Here is a 15236-nt window from a genome sequence, read left to right on the forward strand (position 1 = left end):
TGCCAAACGAAACCGGCTGGCCTTCCATATGGGCGTGGGAACCCTAGGGGAGAGGCTGGCCGGTGCCGTTTGCGCGCCGGATGGGGGTAGCAGGGTAGGGCCTCGCTATCCTGCATGCCCGCAGCCAAAGCCTCCCGCTGTTGATGAATGACGCATCGTCTTATATCGGCCGTGGGGGGCTTTGTATGTGTTTGCCCGAACTGAATCCTTTGTTCTGACTATGAAATCCACCGTTTTTACCTTTCCGAAACTAGCCTTGGGTGCCTTGCTCGTGAGCTGCGCCGGCTTGCTCAGCAGCCAGCACCCCGCCGCCGACAAAGGCCTCAAAGACTATTACAAAAACTACTTCCCTATAGGCGTGGCGGTAGGGCCGCAGTCGATTAAAGGTGCGGAAGCTGAACTGATAAAACAGCAGTTTAACAGCGTGACGCCGGAAAACGCCATGAAGATGGGGCCGATTCATCCGGAGGAAAACCGCTACTTCTGGACCGACGCCGACGCCATTGTAAACTTCGCTCAGGCAAACAAGCTGCGGGTGCGCGGCCACAACTTGCTCTGGCACGAACAAACGCCCAAGTGGCTGTTCAAAGATGCCCAGGGCAAGCCAGTAAGCAAGGAAGTGCTGCTCAAGCGCTTACACGATCATATTTTTACGGTAGTAAAGCGCTACAAAGGCAAAATCTACGCTTGGGATGTGGTGAATGAGGCCATTGCCGACAACCCCAGCGAGTTCCTGCGCAACTCCGAGTGGTACCAGATCTGCGGCGAGGACTTCATTGCCAAGGCCTTTGAGTACGCCCACGAGGCCGACCCCAAAGCCGTGCTGTTCTACAACGACTACAACACGGAACGCCCCGAAAAGCGCGAACGGGTGTACAAGCTGCTCAAGAAGCTAGTAGACGCCAAAGTGCCGATTCATGCCGTAGGGCTGCAAGGCCACTGGTCGTTGCAGGAGCCCACGGAAGCAGAGCTACGCAAAGCCATTGAGCAGTATTCTTCGCTGGGCCTGAAAGTGCAGATTACGGAGCTTGACGTGTCTGTTTATCCTTGGGAAAAGGAGCGTCGTGAGAAGCGCCCCGGCGAGCTGGACACTTACACGCCGGAGGTGGAGCAGAAGCAGGCCGCGCAATACAAGATGTTTTTCCGCGTCTTCCGCGACTACAAGAATGTGCTGACTGGCGTGACCTTCTGGAACGTGTCGGACCAGTACAGCTGGCTGGATACCTACCCGGTAGCTGGCCGCAAAAACTACCCTTTGCTTTTCGATCAGAACCTGAAGCCTAAGAGAGCTTACCAGGAAGTTGTGAAGTTCTAGACGGCACGAAGCTCCCTTCTCAGCTGAGGAGAGGTAGGGCGTAGTTGACCGGAGCGTTAGAGCAGTTTCTAGCCCTGGTCGCCTCACCCCTGGCTAGCTCCTCTCTGGATAGAGGAAGACTAGCGCTAGTTTCGTTTTAAGCCGCTTTAGCCTATCCTGGAGAAGCATATAAACTAGCTCGTTATTTAGCCTTGCATTCCCTTCTGCCTTTTGGGAGAGGGGCTAGGGGCGAGGCGACCAGGGCTAGAAACTACAATGACAGTTTTTTCTGTGCTCATGCCCATTTCACATTCCCATTCAACACGCCCGGCCTTGCTGGCCCGCTGGCTGTGTGCCTTGCTGCTACTGGCCTGTGCCCCAAGCTGGGCCGACACGCCATCTAGCCTAGGCGACACGTATATTTCTGCTAAGAAAAGCAAGGGTAGCTTCGCCCTGGCCGCTTCTGGTAAAGCAGCCCCCCTGTACGCCAGCGCCTCTGAGTGGCCAGGCGTACTGCGTGCCGCCAAAGACTTGCAGGCCGATATCAACCGCGTCACAAAGTTGCAGCCCACGCTAACTACTGACCAGGCACCCAAGGGTAAGGAAGTAGTGCTCATTGGCACTCTGGGCAAAAGCCCCCTGATTGACGGACTTGTGAAAGCCGGCAAACTAAACGGGGCTGCCTTAGCTGGGAAGTGGGAAGCGTTTGTAGTGCAAACCATTGAAAAGCCCATGCCGGGCATTGACCGCGCCCTCGTCATTGCCGGCAGCGACAAGCGCGGTACCATCTACGGCATCTACGACGTGTCGCAGCAGATGGGGGTGTCGCCGTGGTACTGGTGGGCCGATGTGCCCACGAAGGAGCAAAAGGCGTTGTACGTGGCAGCGGGGGGGCATTCGCAGGGCGAGCCAGCCGTGAAATACCGGGGTATCTTCATCAACGACGAAGCACCGGCTCTGCAAAACTGGTCTAAGGAGAAATTCGGCGGCGTCAACTCCAAGATGTACGCTCACATGTTCGAGCTGATTCTGCGTCTGAAAGGCAACTACCTGTGGCCCGCTATGTGGGGCAATGCCTTCAACGATGATGACAAGCAGAATCCGGTGCTGGCCGATGAGTACGGCATTGTGATGGGCACCTCCCACCATGAGCCTCTGACGCGCGCTCATGACGAGTGGCGGCGGTATGGCAAAGGGCCCTGGAACTACCAAACCAATGCGGGCACCTTGCAAGAGTTTTGGCGCGGCGGCATGCAGCGCATGGGCACCCGCGAAAACATCCTGAGCATTGGTATGCGCGGCGACGGCGACGAGCCCATGAGCGAGGAAAACAATATTGCCCTGCTAGAGCGCATTGTGGCCGATCAGCGTAAGATTATTGCCGAGACGACCGGCAAACCCGCCGAGCAAACCCCCCAGCTGTGGGCCCTCTACAAGGAAGTGCAAGACTACTACGACCGGGGCATGCGCGTGCCCGACGACGTAACCCTACTACTCTGCGACGACAACTGGGGCAACCTCCGCAAGCTGCCAAAGCTAGGGGAGAAGCCCCGTAACGGCGGCTACGGCATCTACTACCACTTCGACTACGTGGGTGGGCCTCGCAACTATAAGTGGCTCAATACAAACCCGCTGCCCCGCATTTGGGAACAAATGCACTTGGCCCATGAGTACGGCGCCAACCAAATCTGGATTGTGAACGTGGGTGACCTCAAGCCCATGGAGCTTCCCATCTCGTTTTTTCTGGACTACGCGTGGAATCCCAACCGCATTAAGGCCACCGACGTAGCCGCCTACACCCAGCGGTGGGCCGCTCAGCAGTTTGGCCCCAGCCATGCCGCCGACATTGCCGACATCCTTGCCAAATACGCCAAATACAACGCCCGCCGTAAGCCCGAGCTACTAGACCAAAACACGTATAGCCTCGCCAACTTCCGGGAGTTTGAAACGGTAGTAGCCGACTACAACCAGTTACTCACGCGGGCTGAGGCTATCAACCAAAAGATTCCGGCCGCCTCCCGCGACGCTTACTACGAGCTTGTGCTGCACCCAGTACAAGCCTGCGCCAACCTCAACGAGCTATACTACACCGTTGCCCTGAACCGGGAGGCTGCCCAAAAAGGCCTGTCTAGTACGAATGCGCTGGCCGAAAAAGCCAAGGCCCTGTACGCCAAAGACGGCGAAATTACGCGCCGCTACCACGCAGTGGCGGGCGGCAAGTGGAACCACATGATGGACCAAACCCACATTGGCTACACCTACTGGCAGCAGCCCGAGGCCAACAAAATGCCCGAAGTAAAAACCCTGGCGAATGCCACCAGCCAGCCGACGCCTACTGCGTCGGTAGCGGCTCCCAAGGCTGGTGGTGCAGCAGCGGCCGGAGCTGGCTTTCAGGAGAGCAATGGCTACGTGAGCATAGAAGCCGAGCACTACACCAAGGCCGTAACAACTGGCCCGGTTACCTGGCAACACCTCCCCGATTTTGGCCGCACGCTGGGGGCCGTTACATCATTCCCGGTTACGGCTGCGCCCCAGGCCACGCCCGGGGGGCAGTCGCCCCACTTGGAGTACACCATTACTATGCAGCAAGCGGGGCCGGTTACGGTGCGCGCCTACTTGGCCCCCACACTTGACTTCACCAATGACCAAGGGTTGCGGTACGCCGTTTCTATTGACGATGAAACGCCGCAGGTCATCAACCTGCATACTGGCTTGAAGCCCGACAACGGGAACAGGCCCTGGGAGCAGGCCGTGGCAGAAAGCATCCTCATCAAAACCTCCCAGCATAACCTCGCTACTGCTGGCACGCATACCCTAAAGTTCTGGCGTGTGGACCCCGGCGTGGTGCTGGAAAGGCTGGTGGTAAGCCACGGTGAGTTGCCTGCCAGCTACCTCGGCCCCCCAGAAAGCCCGGCTGCGGTATCAGGCTCGACAAAGGGGAGCGTTGGGCGCCGCTAGTTACTTGCTCCAGCCTTACTTAGCTCTGCGCTGGGGTATTAGTTATCATCTGCTGATAGTTGAGCCTACAGGGGGCACCCAGCGCAGTTGTCTAGGAGTAACAACGACAGTTGCACGCCGCCACTCCGGATAAGCCGGTACAGCAGAAGAGTCTACGCGTGGGCTCAGATAGAAAGTGTACGCATACGCTGCCCTTGCGCACCAACGACGTGTTACTCTTAACGCTCCAGCCTAACTTGTAAAGCAGCACAGGCCAATATCAGGGTTGGCCTGTGCTGCTTGTGGGTTTTGAAGGGGTAGAAGATCTGCAGCCGCTGATATTGGAGCCGGAAGTAGGAGGCCTATCTTCGCTCCGGTGCGCTGCATGCGTCCGCGCTTCAGAACTCTACTTCCGCTTTGCTACTGCTGTCCATGTTACCTAAATCTATACTTCTTCTGGTTCTGCCGGCGTTTGTCGCCTGCACTCGCCCGGCCCCTACCAGTATCAGTACTGCCCACCCTGGTGCCTACTTTCCGCCCTCCGGCGATGCCTGGCAACGCCAAGCACCTGCCGTGGCGGGCTTCGATTCTGTCCGGCTTGCGGATGCGGTAGCCTTTGCCAAAACTCAGGAAACCACCCAAATGGCGCCTGATTTTTCTACCCAGGAGGAGATTTTTGGCAAGTTGCTGGGACCTATTCCCAGCAGCCGCGCCGCTACCAACGGCATCATCCTGCGCCATGGCTACATTGTAGCCGAGTGGGGCGATACTAAGCGGGCCGATCCTACCTACAGCGTAGCCAAAAGCTTCCTGTCTACCATTCTAGGCATTTCCATCGACCGGGGTAAAATCAAAAATATTCATGATCCGGTAGCTACATACGTGCAGGATGGCGGGTACGAATCAGCCCAGAACCGGCCCATAACGTGGGAGTACCACGCCCGCCAAACCAGCGAGTGGGAGGGGGAGCTGTGGGGTAAAAATGCCAACTTTATTGGCCACGAAGCCTTCGGCCGGGGCGAGCGGAAGCCCCGTGCCCTACAAGCGCCCGGCTCCTACTATGAGTACAACGACGTGCGAATCAACCGGCTGGCCCTGTCGTTGCTGCGCGTGTGGGAGCGGCCATTGCCGGAGGTGCTGAAAAAGGAAGTACTGGACCCCATTGGGGCTTCTACCTCTTGGCAGTGGGTTTCCTATCCAAACGCCATAGCTACCGTCCGCGGTAAGATGATGCCCTCGGTAAGCGGAGGTACGCGCTGGGGTGGGGGGCTCGTCATCAATGCCCGCGACGAAGCGCGTTTTGGCTACCTCATGCTGCGGCAGGGGCGGTGGGGCCGCCGCCAGGTAGTATCACCCGCTTGGATTCAGCAAGCCACAACCCCCAGCCCCGTAGGGCCCGACTACGGCTACCTCTGGTGGCTCAATACCACCCGCAAAGCCTGGCCCGATGCGCCAGCTACCAGCTATGCGGCCCTTGGCGCCGGCCAAAACACCATTTGGGTTGATCCAGAGCACGACTTGGTTATTGTGTGGCGCTGGCACAATGGCAGCCCCAACGAATTGATAAAGCGTGTGCTCGGAGCCTTGAAAGCGTAGTGCAACGCAGTTGGCTAACGGCAGTAGGTAGCTGCCCGGCACAGGGCCACAAACAGGAAACCCGGGCACTCTGCCCGGGTTTCTTGTTTGTGGCCCTGTGCAAGATTTAAGCTAGCACCTGAATAACAGCTTCGGAGAACCGCTGCATTTCCTCTAGCTGCGGGCTGCATTGTAGCAAGAACAGATCTACCCCTACGGCCTCGAAGGCAGCAATGCGCTCCGCTACCTGGTCGGGGGTGCCGGTGAGGCCTGACCGAAGGCCACGGTTCGATACCGAGTAGTCTTGCAGAGAAACCTGGTTTTCGAGCTGCGTACCGGCCAGCCACTGCTGGTAGTTCTTGTAGCCAGCCGCCGAGCCTTGCACGTTAGTAATACGCTCCAGCTCCTTTTTCACTTCCTGCTCCGTGTTGCGCACAATGGAGTAGGCGGCCACGCCAAACTTCATGGGTGGCAGTCCTAGTTTTTCCCGGCGCTGGCTCAGGTCCTGAATGCGGCGGCCAATAGCCTCCGGCTCGTCGCCGTGCATTACGTAGCCGTCGCATTGCGCTGCAATAAGGTTCTTGGCCGCTTCCGACTCGCCGCCGGCGTAAATGAACGGCCGGGGGCGCGACACGGGCTTGGGCTGCAAAATAGAGTCGGTTACTTTGTAGAACTTGCCCTCGAAGGTGAAATGATCTTGCTTCCACAGGTTGTCTACCACGTGCAGCCACTCGGCAGTGCGGGCGTAACGGTCGTCGTGCTGCTCAAAGTGCACGCCGTACTTCTTCGCCTCATCCTGCCACCACGATGATACCACGTTCAGCGACAACCGGCCGCCGCTGATGTGGTCGATGTTGGCGGCTTGCTTGGCCAGCAACGCCGGTGAGTGGAAAGTAGGCCGCACGGCCACCATCAGCTCAATCTTCTTGGTGACGGCTGCCAGGGCTGCCGCCGTGCTCCACGCATCCAGGGAAGGCGCTTCCTCACCCTTGATGTCGTTGAGATTCAACTCCGCAATGAGCGACAGGTCATAGCCCAGGTCTTCACTGCGCTGGGCCAACGTTTTTACGTAGTCCCAATCGGCGCGCATGTTCTCGTCTTCTACGTTGCGCAGCCACCCCCCAAAAACGGGCATCCAATATCCGTATCTCATACAAAAGCAACGTGTTGAGCGGCAGGATGCGAAGCCGCGTTGGTGCGAGCCAGCAGTTCCGTTTCTAGGTAGTCAACGAAGCGCGCGTAGGGGTCAAAACCGACCACGTTCACGGCGTCGGCCACGAAGTTGGAGAGGGCGTTGATGTCATAGAACAGCACGTCGCCGTTACGGTCGTCAATCAGGTATTCAATGCCACCCACGTCGATTTTAGCGGCGGCCACAATGCGCTCCACGGCCTCAATTACATCGGCTGGCGGAGTGAAGGCTTCCACCTGAATTCCCTTTTTGGGTGCCTCCGTCAGGCAGAACTCGGCCGATTGCTCCTCCGGAATCTGGCAGATTTCGGCCGGGCACAGGTTAAAGCTTTCCCCAGTGGTATACACTTTCATAGCGTATAGGAACTTGCCGTTGAGCGTTTCTACACGATGAATATTGCCGCCGCGGGGCGTCACGTACTCCTGCACTAGTGCCGTCTGGTCGATGCCCAGGTCGATCTGATTAGCTTCCACGGCCGCCTGTACGCCCTCAATGGTATCAAAGCGGATAATGCCCGCGCCGCTACCACCAATGTTTACTTTCACCACAATGGGGAATTGTAGCTGCTGGGCCGCATCGGCAATGCGCGAAGCGTGGTTTACTACAAACGACTTCGGGTACTTCAGGCCCAGTGAGGCAAACAAGGAAAGCTGCCGGGCCTTGTTGGTTTCGATGCTGGTAGCCACTGACCCATTGATGATGCGCACGCCTAGGCGCTCTAGGTGAGTAGCAAAACCAGCCGTGTGGAAAATGCCCTGCCCATGCCCGCGCAGGTAGGCCGATGAACTCATGCGGTTCACTACCAGCGAGTAGCGGCTTTCCGTTTCCGAAGGATCGTAGAGGTGATGGGCGGCGTCAATTTTCTCGTAGGGCAGGCCCCGACGGTCTAACTCGGCAAACAGCGGCTTAAACCACTCGGGGTGCTCATAGTAAATGCCAATAGGCTTCAATTGCTGTGACATGTGCAAGAGAGGAAAGAAATGAAGTAATTCAGACAGGCAAGGTGCGGTATAAGCAACCTCGTTTTGTAAGCGGGCGAGGCAGTACGCCACGCCGCACGGCGGGAAGTGCCGGAGTGCCGCGCCGCACAGCCCCGGGCGCTACTAGCAGGTGGCTAGCGTGGCCCGCAGGGCAAAGCACAAGTGGCACCCACAAAGCCGATAGTATTATCGGCGGGGGCGAAAGAGAAGGCAGGGATGAAAGTGAACTAGCACCAACAACAGGCTGCTACCGGAAGCCAACACGCCGACGAACTGCGCACAAGGCAACAGGACCCACGGAGAGCAGAAGAGGCAAAACGGAGAGCAGCGAAGGTGTTGGCTAAAGCCACGGCTTGTTGTTTTTATATGGTCAGGACTTGGCACCGTTTCAGATACTCTGAGGGTTGCCGGCGTTTCGTAGAGCCTGTCTCTCCACGCCTCTGTATAAAAACAATCCTTTGGTCAGAAAGAATTGATACTGCAAAGGTATAGCAGCATTACCCACAAAGCCAAGAGTTACTAAATGGCTAGCAGACTAAGGCCTTGCCTTACTGAGCAGCCACCTTCTCTACATGCCTCGTGCAGAGCTTGTACACAGACAATTACGATGCGGTATAGGGTGAAGTGTGTAATATATAATCAATTGAATATCAAAAAATTACACAATGCGCTTGTGGTCGAGCTGCTAGCGTATCCGTATACAGTATGGTGCCCCGTCAGAGCGGCATCTCTATTCCTGTTCATTCATCCACGCCTTCTTTTCCATGAAATTCCATCAGCTTTTATTCGCCGCTACCTTCGTACTAAGCGCCGCTACGGCTACGCAAGCCCAGACTACTCCCACCTCTACTCAGTACGGTGGAGCCGTCAACCAGACTCGTGTACCACCCGTGAATCCCGCTAACCCGGCCACCAACCCCGGCACCATCGACCAGCGGACTCCAACTACCGCGTCGCCCACGCAATCAGGTGTGATGGGTACTATTGACCAAAATCCGGCTACGGTGCCCATGCGCACTACCCCTGTAGAAAACGAGCGGAGTATACGCTTGGAAACACCTGCTACTGCTCCTGGTACGCGCCGCACTACCACACCACAGGGGACCTTGCGCCGCACCACGCCTGCTACCAATACTACTACGCCTCGACCATAGCACGTAACGCTAACAAACAGAAAAAGGCCCCGTACTGATAGTGCGGGGCCTTTTTCTGTAGTAAGAAGTAAGTTATTGCGCTTCTTCAAGTTGGCCTCCAGCCCGAAGTAGCGAATCGGCTAGTGCCGTGAGAGAAGCGCGCAACTCGCTAGGGGCGCTGGCTGCCGCTTGGGAGGTTTGGCTACCGAGCATGCTGAGCGAAGCGCCAATAGCACGAGCATCCATTCCGGCGGAGCCCATGCTAAGCAAAGACTCCAGGTTGCCTAGTTCGCGGCTGATGTCTTGCAAGGCAGGCTCGCCACTTTGCAGCAATTCTTGCTTCCAGGTTCCGGCATTTTCAATGGCGGTGCTGAGCGGAATGCTGGTCAGGCCGTTTTGGAGTGCGTGCGTTGTTGTGGTAAGAAGGTCGGTAGTAGCCATGAGGGAGGAGAAAAAGGTAGGGTGGTGATAGAAGGTAGGGCAGCGTTATTCGGTGGTGGCCCCAGCCAGAATGGCAATGCGTCCTACGTCGCGCAGGATGCCACAAGCCCGCTGCGCACTGGCTTCCTTGTCTTTTATTTCCAGCATGATGTCTACGTCCAGGTCGCCCACATCCACCAAGAAATTGCGGAACAAATCCTCTTCAAGAGTAGCGGTATGCTTGCCTTTTCGCTCGCCCAGCGCTTGGGAGCTATAGTCCATCATCATCACGCCGTCGCGTTCAGGGTGCCAGGTAGCAGCCGCTAGGCGCAGTGCTTCCATCATCGGCTCCCCGTGGTTAAGGCACTCGTGGTGAAAATTGTCGAAGAGGATAGGAATACCCACGGCCGCGTGCACCCGCAGGCAATCTTGCAGGCTAAACAGCCGGTCGTCGTTTTCGATAACTAGGCGGGCCGTTACGGCCGCAGGCAGGCGGCGGTACGTATCGATAAAGCGCGATATGGCCAGCTCCCGGTCCCCGTAGAGGCCCCCCACGTGAATCTGAAGCTTGTGGGTGCTATCGAGGCCCATCAGGTCCAGCATCGAGCCCTGGTACACCAGTTCTTGAATGCTACGCTCCACAATGCCCGCGTCGGGGGAGTTCAGAACCACAAACTGGTCGGGGTGGAAAGACACGCGCATGTGGTGGGCTTTGATGTAGTCGCCTACTGCCCGGAATTCGTCGGCAAAGCGTGTCTGCCACGGAAACACATTGACGGGGTGGGAGCCAAAGGGAACTATGCCCGACCCAATGCGGAAGAAGAGCAGGCCCTGAGCCACGTTGAACTGCAAAATGCGCAGTAAGCAGCCTAGGTTATTGGCTACGGCCAGCTCTACTCGTTCATCCGAGTACGAAGCCAACCGGAAAGTGCTGGTAGCGGTGCAGTCCAAGGACTCATTCACGCAAGGATATCCGATTCTCATACCCTGACTTACGAGAGAACGAGTGAAAGGATAAACCCAGGACTAGATGTAGTAGTGCTTTGCCGGATACGCGCGTGTACTCACGCGGTAGGCATACTAGTACAGAACTCAACAGGGCTGCTTTTTACTCCTCATACCCGCGGTTGTCCTTGAAGTTTTTGTTGTACTTCAGCCGAGCTTTGCGGGCCCGTTCGGCGGCTTCTTCGGCCCTGATTTCTTCCATCTTCCGGCGCTGCTTGCCTTCGCGCGAGAATTGCTCATACAGCAGACTCACGGGGCTAGCGAGGCTAGGAGTAGGAGCCTTGGGCGCAGCCGAATCGACGGGGAATAAGGGCTTGGGGGCCGGTGGGCGCTTCACGGCGCTGGTGGGTGCGGTGCTAGGCCGCTTGATATTGCGTAAGGCCCGGTTGATGGTAGCCCGGTCGGGGCGGCCTTCCTGCACGCGCACCTCACCCAGCCGGATGGTATCTTGCTGGAGCTTGATCTGCACGATAAACTGCGACAGTCCCGTGCCCCCCAAAGGCATCCGTTGGGCCTTAAAGCCCACAGCCCGGAAAATAAGCGTGTCGGTATTGTTGGCTGAGATGCTAAAGTCGCCCTCATTGTTGGCTACTACCCCGCGGCTGGTGCGCTGAATTACCACCGAGGCGCCTGGAATAGGCTTGCGGGTGCTGGCATCCGACACCGAGCCGGTAACGCGTACCTGCGCCGCTGCGGTCCCGGCACACAGTACCAGCACAAACAAGACAAACCAACGGGGCAACAAAAAATCAGGCAAGCGAAACATCATGAGCGTAACAAACTAACGCACTTAAGTTGGGAAAAGTCGCGCAAACCTTTCGGGGGCCGCATTGAATCGACGGATTAACGCAAAAGGGAGACAAAAAAAGCCCGCATCGTTGCAGATGCGGGCTATTTCAGAAGCTACAAAGTGGGTATAAGCACGCTGCTTACTTAATTACCGATTTTTCGCCGTCAGCGGGCTTGGCCTTCATGGTGCCATCATCGGCATCGAGCTTGGCTTTATTGCCCTCAGCATCTTTGATTTTCACGTCGCCGTCGCGCTTAATTTTCATCTTACCGCCATCGGCGCTGCCTTGCATGCCGGAGCTCATGCTGCTACCCGCCGAGCTGCTCATGGTTGAGTTGCCGGTGCCGGATGAGTCCATGCTCATATCAGAAGACGAAGCCGACATGGCATCATCGTCCATATACCGGTCGTCCATGTATTCCGTCCGGCTCGATTCGTAGGCGGAGTACTGGGTAGGGTCGGTAAAGATAGACTTGAACTCCGTGTCGGAACTGGCGTACGCATCGCGCATGGCCGCCGCCCTACCCGCCGTATCACTAGCATACTGCTGCTGCAACTCGCCCAGGCGTTTGCCCCGGTTGATGTAGGCCGTGCGTACTTTTTCGCGGGTAGCCTCGTCAAACTTCATCTTGGCGGCCATATCGGCGGCCATGCGGTCGGCGCGGCGCTGAATAGCATCATCAGAGTACGACGTGGACGTGGTAGTCGTGGTAGTAGTAGTCGCAGCGCCGTCGGTAGTAGCGGTATCCGCTGTTTTGTCTTGTGAGCAAGATGCCATCGTGAGGCCCACGGCGCACGAGAGCAGGAACAAGGTCTTTTTCATGATAATCGGAGGTTGAGAGAGGGTGGAGGGAGAGAGAATAATGGCAGCTATACGCTTCAGCTATATAGCTGGTTACCTACCGATAACCTCATTCAATAAAAAGGCCACCTGTTACTAGCAGGTGGCCTTTTAGAGGTTGTTAATACGCGTTTACGGCTAGGCTCGGCGTAGTTCCAGTACCGTTATTTCGGGCAAGAAACCTACCCGGCCATGGTAGCCGATAAAGCCCAGTCCAGCATTTACATATAAGTACTGTTTGCCGCGTTGGTATAGGCCTGCCCACTGCTTATAGGCGTATTGCACGGGGCTCCATTTCAGGAAGGGCAGGTTCACCCCGAACTGCATACCGTGGGTGTGGCCCGAAAGCGTGAGGTCAATATCGGGGTACTCATGCACCTGACCATCCCAGTGAGAGGGGTCGTGGGAAAGCAGGATCTTGAAGGGCACCGTGGGGTCGGCGGCGGCGTGGGCCTTGTCTAGCTTGCCGTACTGCGCGAAACCCCGAGCACCCCAGTTCTGCACGCCCAGAATGCTGATTTTTTCGCCGTTGCGCTCAAGCGTGCGGGCTTCATCCAGCAGCAGTTCCCAGCCTATTTTAGCGTGGTTTTGCTTGATGCGAGCCAAGTTAGCTTGCTTGGCCGCCAGTCCGCCTTCTTCCATCCAGTTCACATAGTCGGCATAGTCGTGGTTGCCGAGGATGGAGTAGATAGGGTTTTGGGACTTGATGCCCGCCAGGGTGTCAATGTGTTCTTCTACCTCCGTAGCATAGTTGTTCACCAAGTCGCCGGTCATGAACACCAGGTCGGCGTTCTGCTCGTTGATGATTTTTACGGCCCGCTGTAGGGGCTCTTTGGAGTGAAACGAGCCGGTATGCAGATCAGAAATCTGTAGCACCTTGAAGCCATCAAACGAAGCGGGCAGGTTGGGGAAGCGCAGCGTTACGCGCTTCACAGTGTAATCGGTGCCGCCCTTAGCCATACCCCAAATTAGGGACACAAATGGAATGGCACCTAACACCAACGCCAGCTTGCTTACAAACTCGCTACGCGAAATGGCGGGCCCAGTGCCCGGCGTGGTACTGCGCGAACCAGCCTGAAAAGCCCAGCGTGCTACCCGCACTACATCCTCCAGCAGCAGCGGAATGATGATGACAATCTTGGCGGCAATCATAGCCAGCAGCACACCCCCCAAGTACGACTTAAAGGAAGGGTGCTCGTGCCGGTTGCGCAGGGCCCAGAAGCCCATTACCCACACCACCACCGTTACAACCCAGTACAAAACCGAAAAGAGGCGCCGGGTGCCGGGCGCTGCGTGTTGCAGGGCCGTGCGCACTGCTTGGAAGCCGTACCATTCGCCCACGGCCACCAGCGCAAAAAAGATAAAAGGAAAGACAGTTCTTGACATACGTTGAAGGCAAACCCGCGCGGTGAAAATTGGTTTGGTGCAGCTTGCCGCTGCGGCAGACGCGGATGCGGAGTTTTTGCTTTAAATTCCGGGCGTTACAACAACGGTGCCCCATGCAAGAGTTTGACAATCTGACTGAAAATCTATCCGACGATACTATTCCCCCAGTACCCGCTGCTTACCAAACGCCCCCATCTTTTAGCATCAAGAGCTGGGCCGAAGAGGACCGCCCCCGGGAGAAGCTGATGCAAAAGGGCCGGGCTGCCCTTTCCGATGCGGAGCTACTGGCCATTCTGTTGGGATCGGGCACGGCCAAGCTGTCGGCGGTGGATGTGGCCAAGCTAGTGCTGAAAGCGGCCGGCAACGACCTGAACGCCCTAGCGCGCTTCTCTCTGAAAGAGCTGATGCGCCAAAAAGGCATTGGCGAGGCCAAGGCCATTACCATTATGGCGGCTTTGGAGCTAGGGCGCCGCCGTAAGGAGGCCGACGCGGCGGCGCGCACTACCATCACCAGCTCCCGCGACATCTATTACCTAATTCGGCCCCACTTGCAAGACCTACCCCACGAAGAGTTTTGGGTAATCCTGCTGAATCGGGCCAACGTAGTGATGCGTAGCGTGAGCATCAGCCGGGGCGGGGTAGCTGGTACCGTGGCCGACCCGAAGCTGATTTTTAAGGAGGCTCTGGAGCAACTAGCTTCGTCTATTATCTTGGTACACAACCACCCCAGCGGCAACCGCAACCCCTCCGCCGCCGACATTGGCCTCACGCGCAAGCTTAAGGAAGGCGGTCTGCTGCTCGATCTGCCGGTGCTCGACCACCTGATTTATACCGACCACGGCTATTTCAGCTTTGCCGATGAGGGGCTGCTGTAACGCACTGGCCGCAGAAGGGGCGTACCAGGACAGTTAGGCGCAACGCCTGGCAACTACCAACTCCGCTGGTACCTTTGCGGCCATGCGCATCAACCCCAAATTGTTTATCGGCCTTGGGCTGCTTCTGGTTATTGGCTACTTCCTGCAAGAACTGGTGTTTGGCTCTGATCAATACGCGGCTCGCCTAACAAAAGAGCGCCAAACGAAGGACGACAGTTTCCGGCGGGTGCAGGGCTCTCCGCTTAGCCAAGACCAGCGCCAAACGTTCGACAGCCTTAAGTACTTTTCCCCCAACAAAGACTACCGCCTCGATGCGCAGCTAGAAGCGTTTACGCAGCGCGATACAGTGTCCATGGCCCTTACTGATGGCAAAGCGGAAAAGTACCTGCGTTGGGGCAAGGCCGCCTTCATCCTCAACAAGCAGGAGTATAAGCTGACCTTGTTTCTGAAAGCCGACGGGAAGGACTCAACGCTGTTTATTCCGTTCACCGACCGCACCAATGGCTTTGCTACCTACGGCGGCGGGCGCTACCTCGATGCCGCTCTGCCCGCGGCCGAGGACACGGAAATAACCCTCGATTTCAACCAGGCCTATAATCCTTACTGCGCCTACAACAACACCTTTGCCTGCCCCGTACCTCCCGCCGACAACCGCTTGGCCGTGGAAATAAAGGCCGGTGAAATGTCATTTCATGACTAGCTCTGCCCCGCCCAAGGCGTGCACCTACTATGGGTAGCACCTTTCGGGCCGCTGGGCAAATCCCTACCTTTGCCGGACTGATCAGTACCAACTGGCCGGCAGGAGGGG

At 57.1% G+C, this 15236-nt stretch carries 13 protein-coding genes and 1 riboswitch; of the genes, 6 read left to right on the plus strand and 7 right to left on the minus strand.

The window, feature by feature from the left end:
- Positions 1-220: 220 nt before the first annotated feature.
- From CHB83_RS12925 to CHB83_RS12935, 3 genes are all read left to right on the plus strand, one after another.
- Complete coding sequence (locus CHB83_RS12925) at positions 221-1315, plus strand: endo-1,4-beta-xylanase (RefSeq protein WP_055562180.1); 1095 nt, start codon at positions 221-223, stop codon at positions 1313-1315.
- A gap of 276 nt (positions 1316-1591) precedes the next feature.
- On the plus strand, positions 1592-4252 hold the full coding sequence (locus tag CHB83_RS12930) for a glycosyl hydrolase 115 family protein (protein ID WP_089332941.1): 2661 nt from the start codon (positions 1592-1594) through the stop codon (positions 4250-4252).
- A 411-nt stretch (positions 4253-4663) separates the two neighbouring features.
- Positions 4664-5827: a serine hydrolase domain-containing protein gene (locus CHB83_RS12935; protein WP_089332942.1), complete on the plus strand. Its 1164-nt coding sequence runs from the start codon at positions 4664-4666 to the stop codon at positions 5825-5827.
- Between the two features lie 106 nt (positions 5828-5933).
- Here the strand turns inward: CHB83_RS12935 and CHB83_RS12940 are convergent, their stop codons facing one another.
- A complete protein-coding gene (locus CHB83_RS12940) occupies positions 5934-6959 on the minus strand; it encodes an LLM class flavin-dependent oxidoreductase (RefSeq protein WP_055562287.1) in 1026 nt (341 codons plus the stop codon).
- Positions 6956-7960, minus strand: a complete 1005-nt coding sequence (locus tag CHB83_RS12945; RefSeq protein ID WP_045687580.1) for an ATP-grasp domain-containing protein — start codon at positions 7958-7960, stop codon at positions 6956-6958. The genes CHB83_RS12940 and CHB83_RS12945 overlap by 4 nt, the downstream gene beginning before the upstream one ends.
- Before the next feature lie 377 nt (positions 7961-8337).
- Positions 8338-8429: riboswitch (SAM riboswitch) on the minus strand.
- A 313-nt stretch (positions 8430-8742) separates the two neighbouring features.
- Between CHB83_RS12945 and CHB83_RS12950 the strand changes: the two genes are divergently transcribed.
- A complete protein-coding gene (locus tag CHB83_RS12950; protein WP_089332943.1) occupies positions 8743-9132 on the plus strand; it encodes a hypothetical protein in 390 nt (129 codons plus the stop codon).
- Positions 9133-9204: 72 nt separating this feature from the next.
- Here CHB83_RS12950 and CHB83_RS12955 read toward each other — a convergent pair whose 3' ends face one another.
- The 5 genes from CHB83_RS12955 to CHB83_RS12975 all read right to left on the minus strand — a co-directional run bounded on the left by CHB83_RS12955 (position 9205) and on the right by CHB83_RS12975 (position 13553).
- Positions 9205-9552, minus strand: coding sequence for a hypothetical protein (locus tag CHB83_RS12955; protein ID WP_052695028.1), 348 nt, complete (start codon positions 9550-9552; stop codon positions 9205-9207).
- Positions 9553-9597: 45 nt separating this feature from the next.
- Entirely contained in the window at positions 9598-10515 is a 918-nt protein-coding gene (uvsE, locus tag CHB83_RS12960) for a UV DNA damage repair endonuclease UvsE (protein ID WP_045687578.1), read from the minus strand.
- Between the two features lie 124 nt (positions 10516-10639).
- Positions 10640-11305 (minus strand): carboxypeptidase-like regulatory domain-containing protein, encoded by a 666-nt coding sequence (locus CHB83_RS12965; RefSeq protein WP_089332944.1) that lies wholly within the window; start codon positions 11303-11305, stop codon positions 10640-10642.
- A 160-nt stretch (positions 11306-11465) separates the two neighbouring features.
- Positions 11466-12149, minus strand: a complete 684-nt coding sequence (locus CHB83_RS12970) for a hypothetical protein (RefSeq protein WP_089332945.1) — start codon at positions 12147-12149, stop codon at positions 11466-11468.
- Between the two features lie 156 nt (positions 12150-12305).
- Positions 12306-13553 (minus strand): metallophosphoesterase, encoded by a 1248-nt coding sequence (locus CHB83_RS12975; RefSeq protein ID WP_045687576.1) that lies wholly within the window; start codon positions 13551-13553, stop codon positions 12306-12308.
- A gap of 113 nt (positions 13554-13666) precedes the next feature.
- On the opposite strand from CHB83_RS12975, the gene radC reads away from it, so the two are divergent.
- Positions 13667-14428 carry a RadC family protein gene (gene radC / locus CHB83_RS12980; protein WP_082455386.1) on the plus strand — a complete coding sequence of 254 codons (762 nt, stop codon included), beginning with the start codon at positions 13667-13669 and terminating at the stop codon, positions 14426-14428.
- Positions 14429-14510: 82 nt separating this feature from the next.
- Positions 14511-15128, plus strand: coding sequence for a DUF1684 domain-containing protein (locus tag CHB83_RS12985; protein WP_089332946.1), 618 nt, complete (start codon positions 14511-14513; stop codon positions 15126-15128).
- The last annotated feature ends 108 nt before the right edge of the window (positions 15129-15236 follow it).

It is taken from the genome of Hymenobacter mucosus (genome assembly GCF_900188255.1).
Classification (GTDB): domain Bacteria; phylum Bacteroidota; class Bacteroidia; order Cytophagales; family Hymenobacteraceae; genus Hymenobacter; species Hymenobacter mucosus.

Bases quoted from the DNA above. Each gene is read 5' to 3' on its own strand.
- radC (WP_082455386.1), top strand. From the start codon at position 13,667: ATGCAAGAGTTTGACAATCTGACTGAAAATCTATCCGACGATACTATT.
- CHB83_RS12935 (WP_089332942.1), top strand. From the start codon at position 4,664: ATGTTACCTAAATCTATACTTCTTCTGGTTCTGCCGGCGTTTGTCGCC.
- CHB83_RS12940 (WP_055562287.1), bottom strand. From the start codon at position 6,959: ATGAGATACGGATATTGGATGCCCGTTTTTGGGGGGTGGCTGCGCAAC.
- CHB83_RS12930 (WP_089332941.1), top strand. From the start codon at position 1,592: ATGCCCATTTCACATTCCCATTCAACACGCCCGGCCTTGCTGGCCCGC.
- CHB83_RS12970 (WP_089332945.1), bottom strand. From the start codon at position 12,149: ATGAAAAAGACCTTGTTCCTGCTCTCGTGCGCCGTGGGCCTCACGATG.
- CHB83_RS12950 (WP_089332943.1), top strand. From the start codon at position 8,743: ATGAAATTCCATCAGCTTTTATTCGCCGCTACCTTCGTACTAAGCGCC.
- CHB83_RS12975 (WP_045687576.1), bottom strand. From the start codon at position 13,553: ATGTCAAGAACTGTCTTTCCTTTTATCTTTTTTGCGCTGGTGGCCGTG.
- CHB83_RS12945 (WP_045687580.1), bottom strand. From the start codon at position 7,960: ATGTCACAGCAATTGAAGCCTATTGGCATTTACTATGAGCACCCCGAG.
- CHB83_RS12985 (WP_089332946.1), top strand. From the start codon at position 14,511: ATGCGCATCAACCCCAAATTGTTTATCGGCCTTGGGCTGCTTCTGGTT.
- CHB83_RS12965 (WP_089332944.1), bottom strand. From the start codon at position 11,305: ATGATGTTTCGCTTGCCTGATTTTTTGTTGCCCCGTTGGTTTGTCTTG.
- CHB83_RS12925 (WP_055562180.1), top strand. From the start codon at position 221: ATGAAATCCACCGTTTTTACCTTTCCGAAACTAGCCTTGGGTGCCTTG.
- CHB83_RS12955 (WP_052695028.1), bottom strand. From the start codon at position 9,552: ATGGCTACTACCGACCTTCTTACCACAACAACGCACGCACTCCAAAAC.
- uvsE (WP_045687578.1), bottom strand. From the start codon at position 10,515: ATGAGAATCGGATATCCTTGCGTGAATGAGTCCTTGGACTGCACCGCT.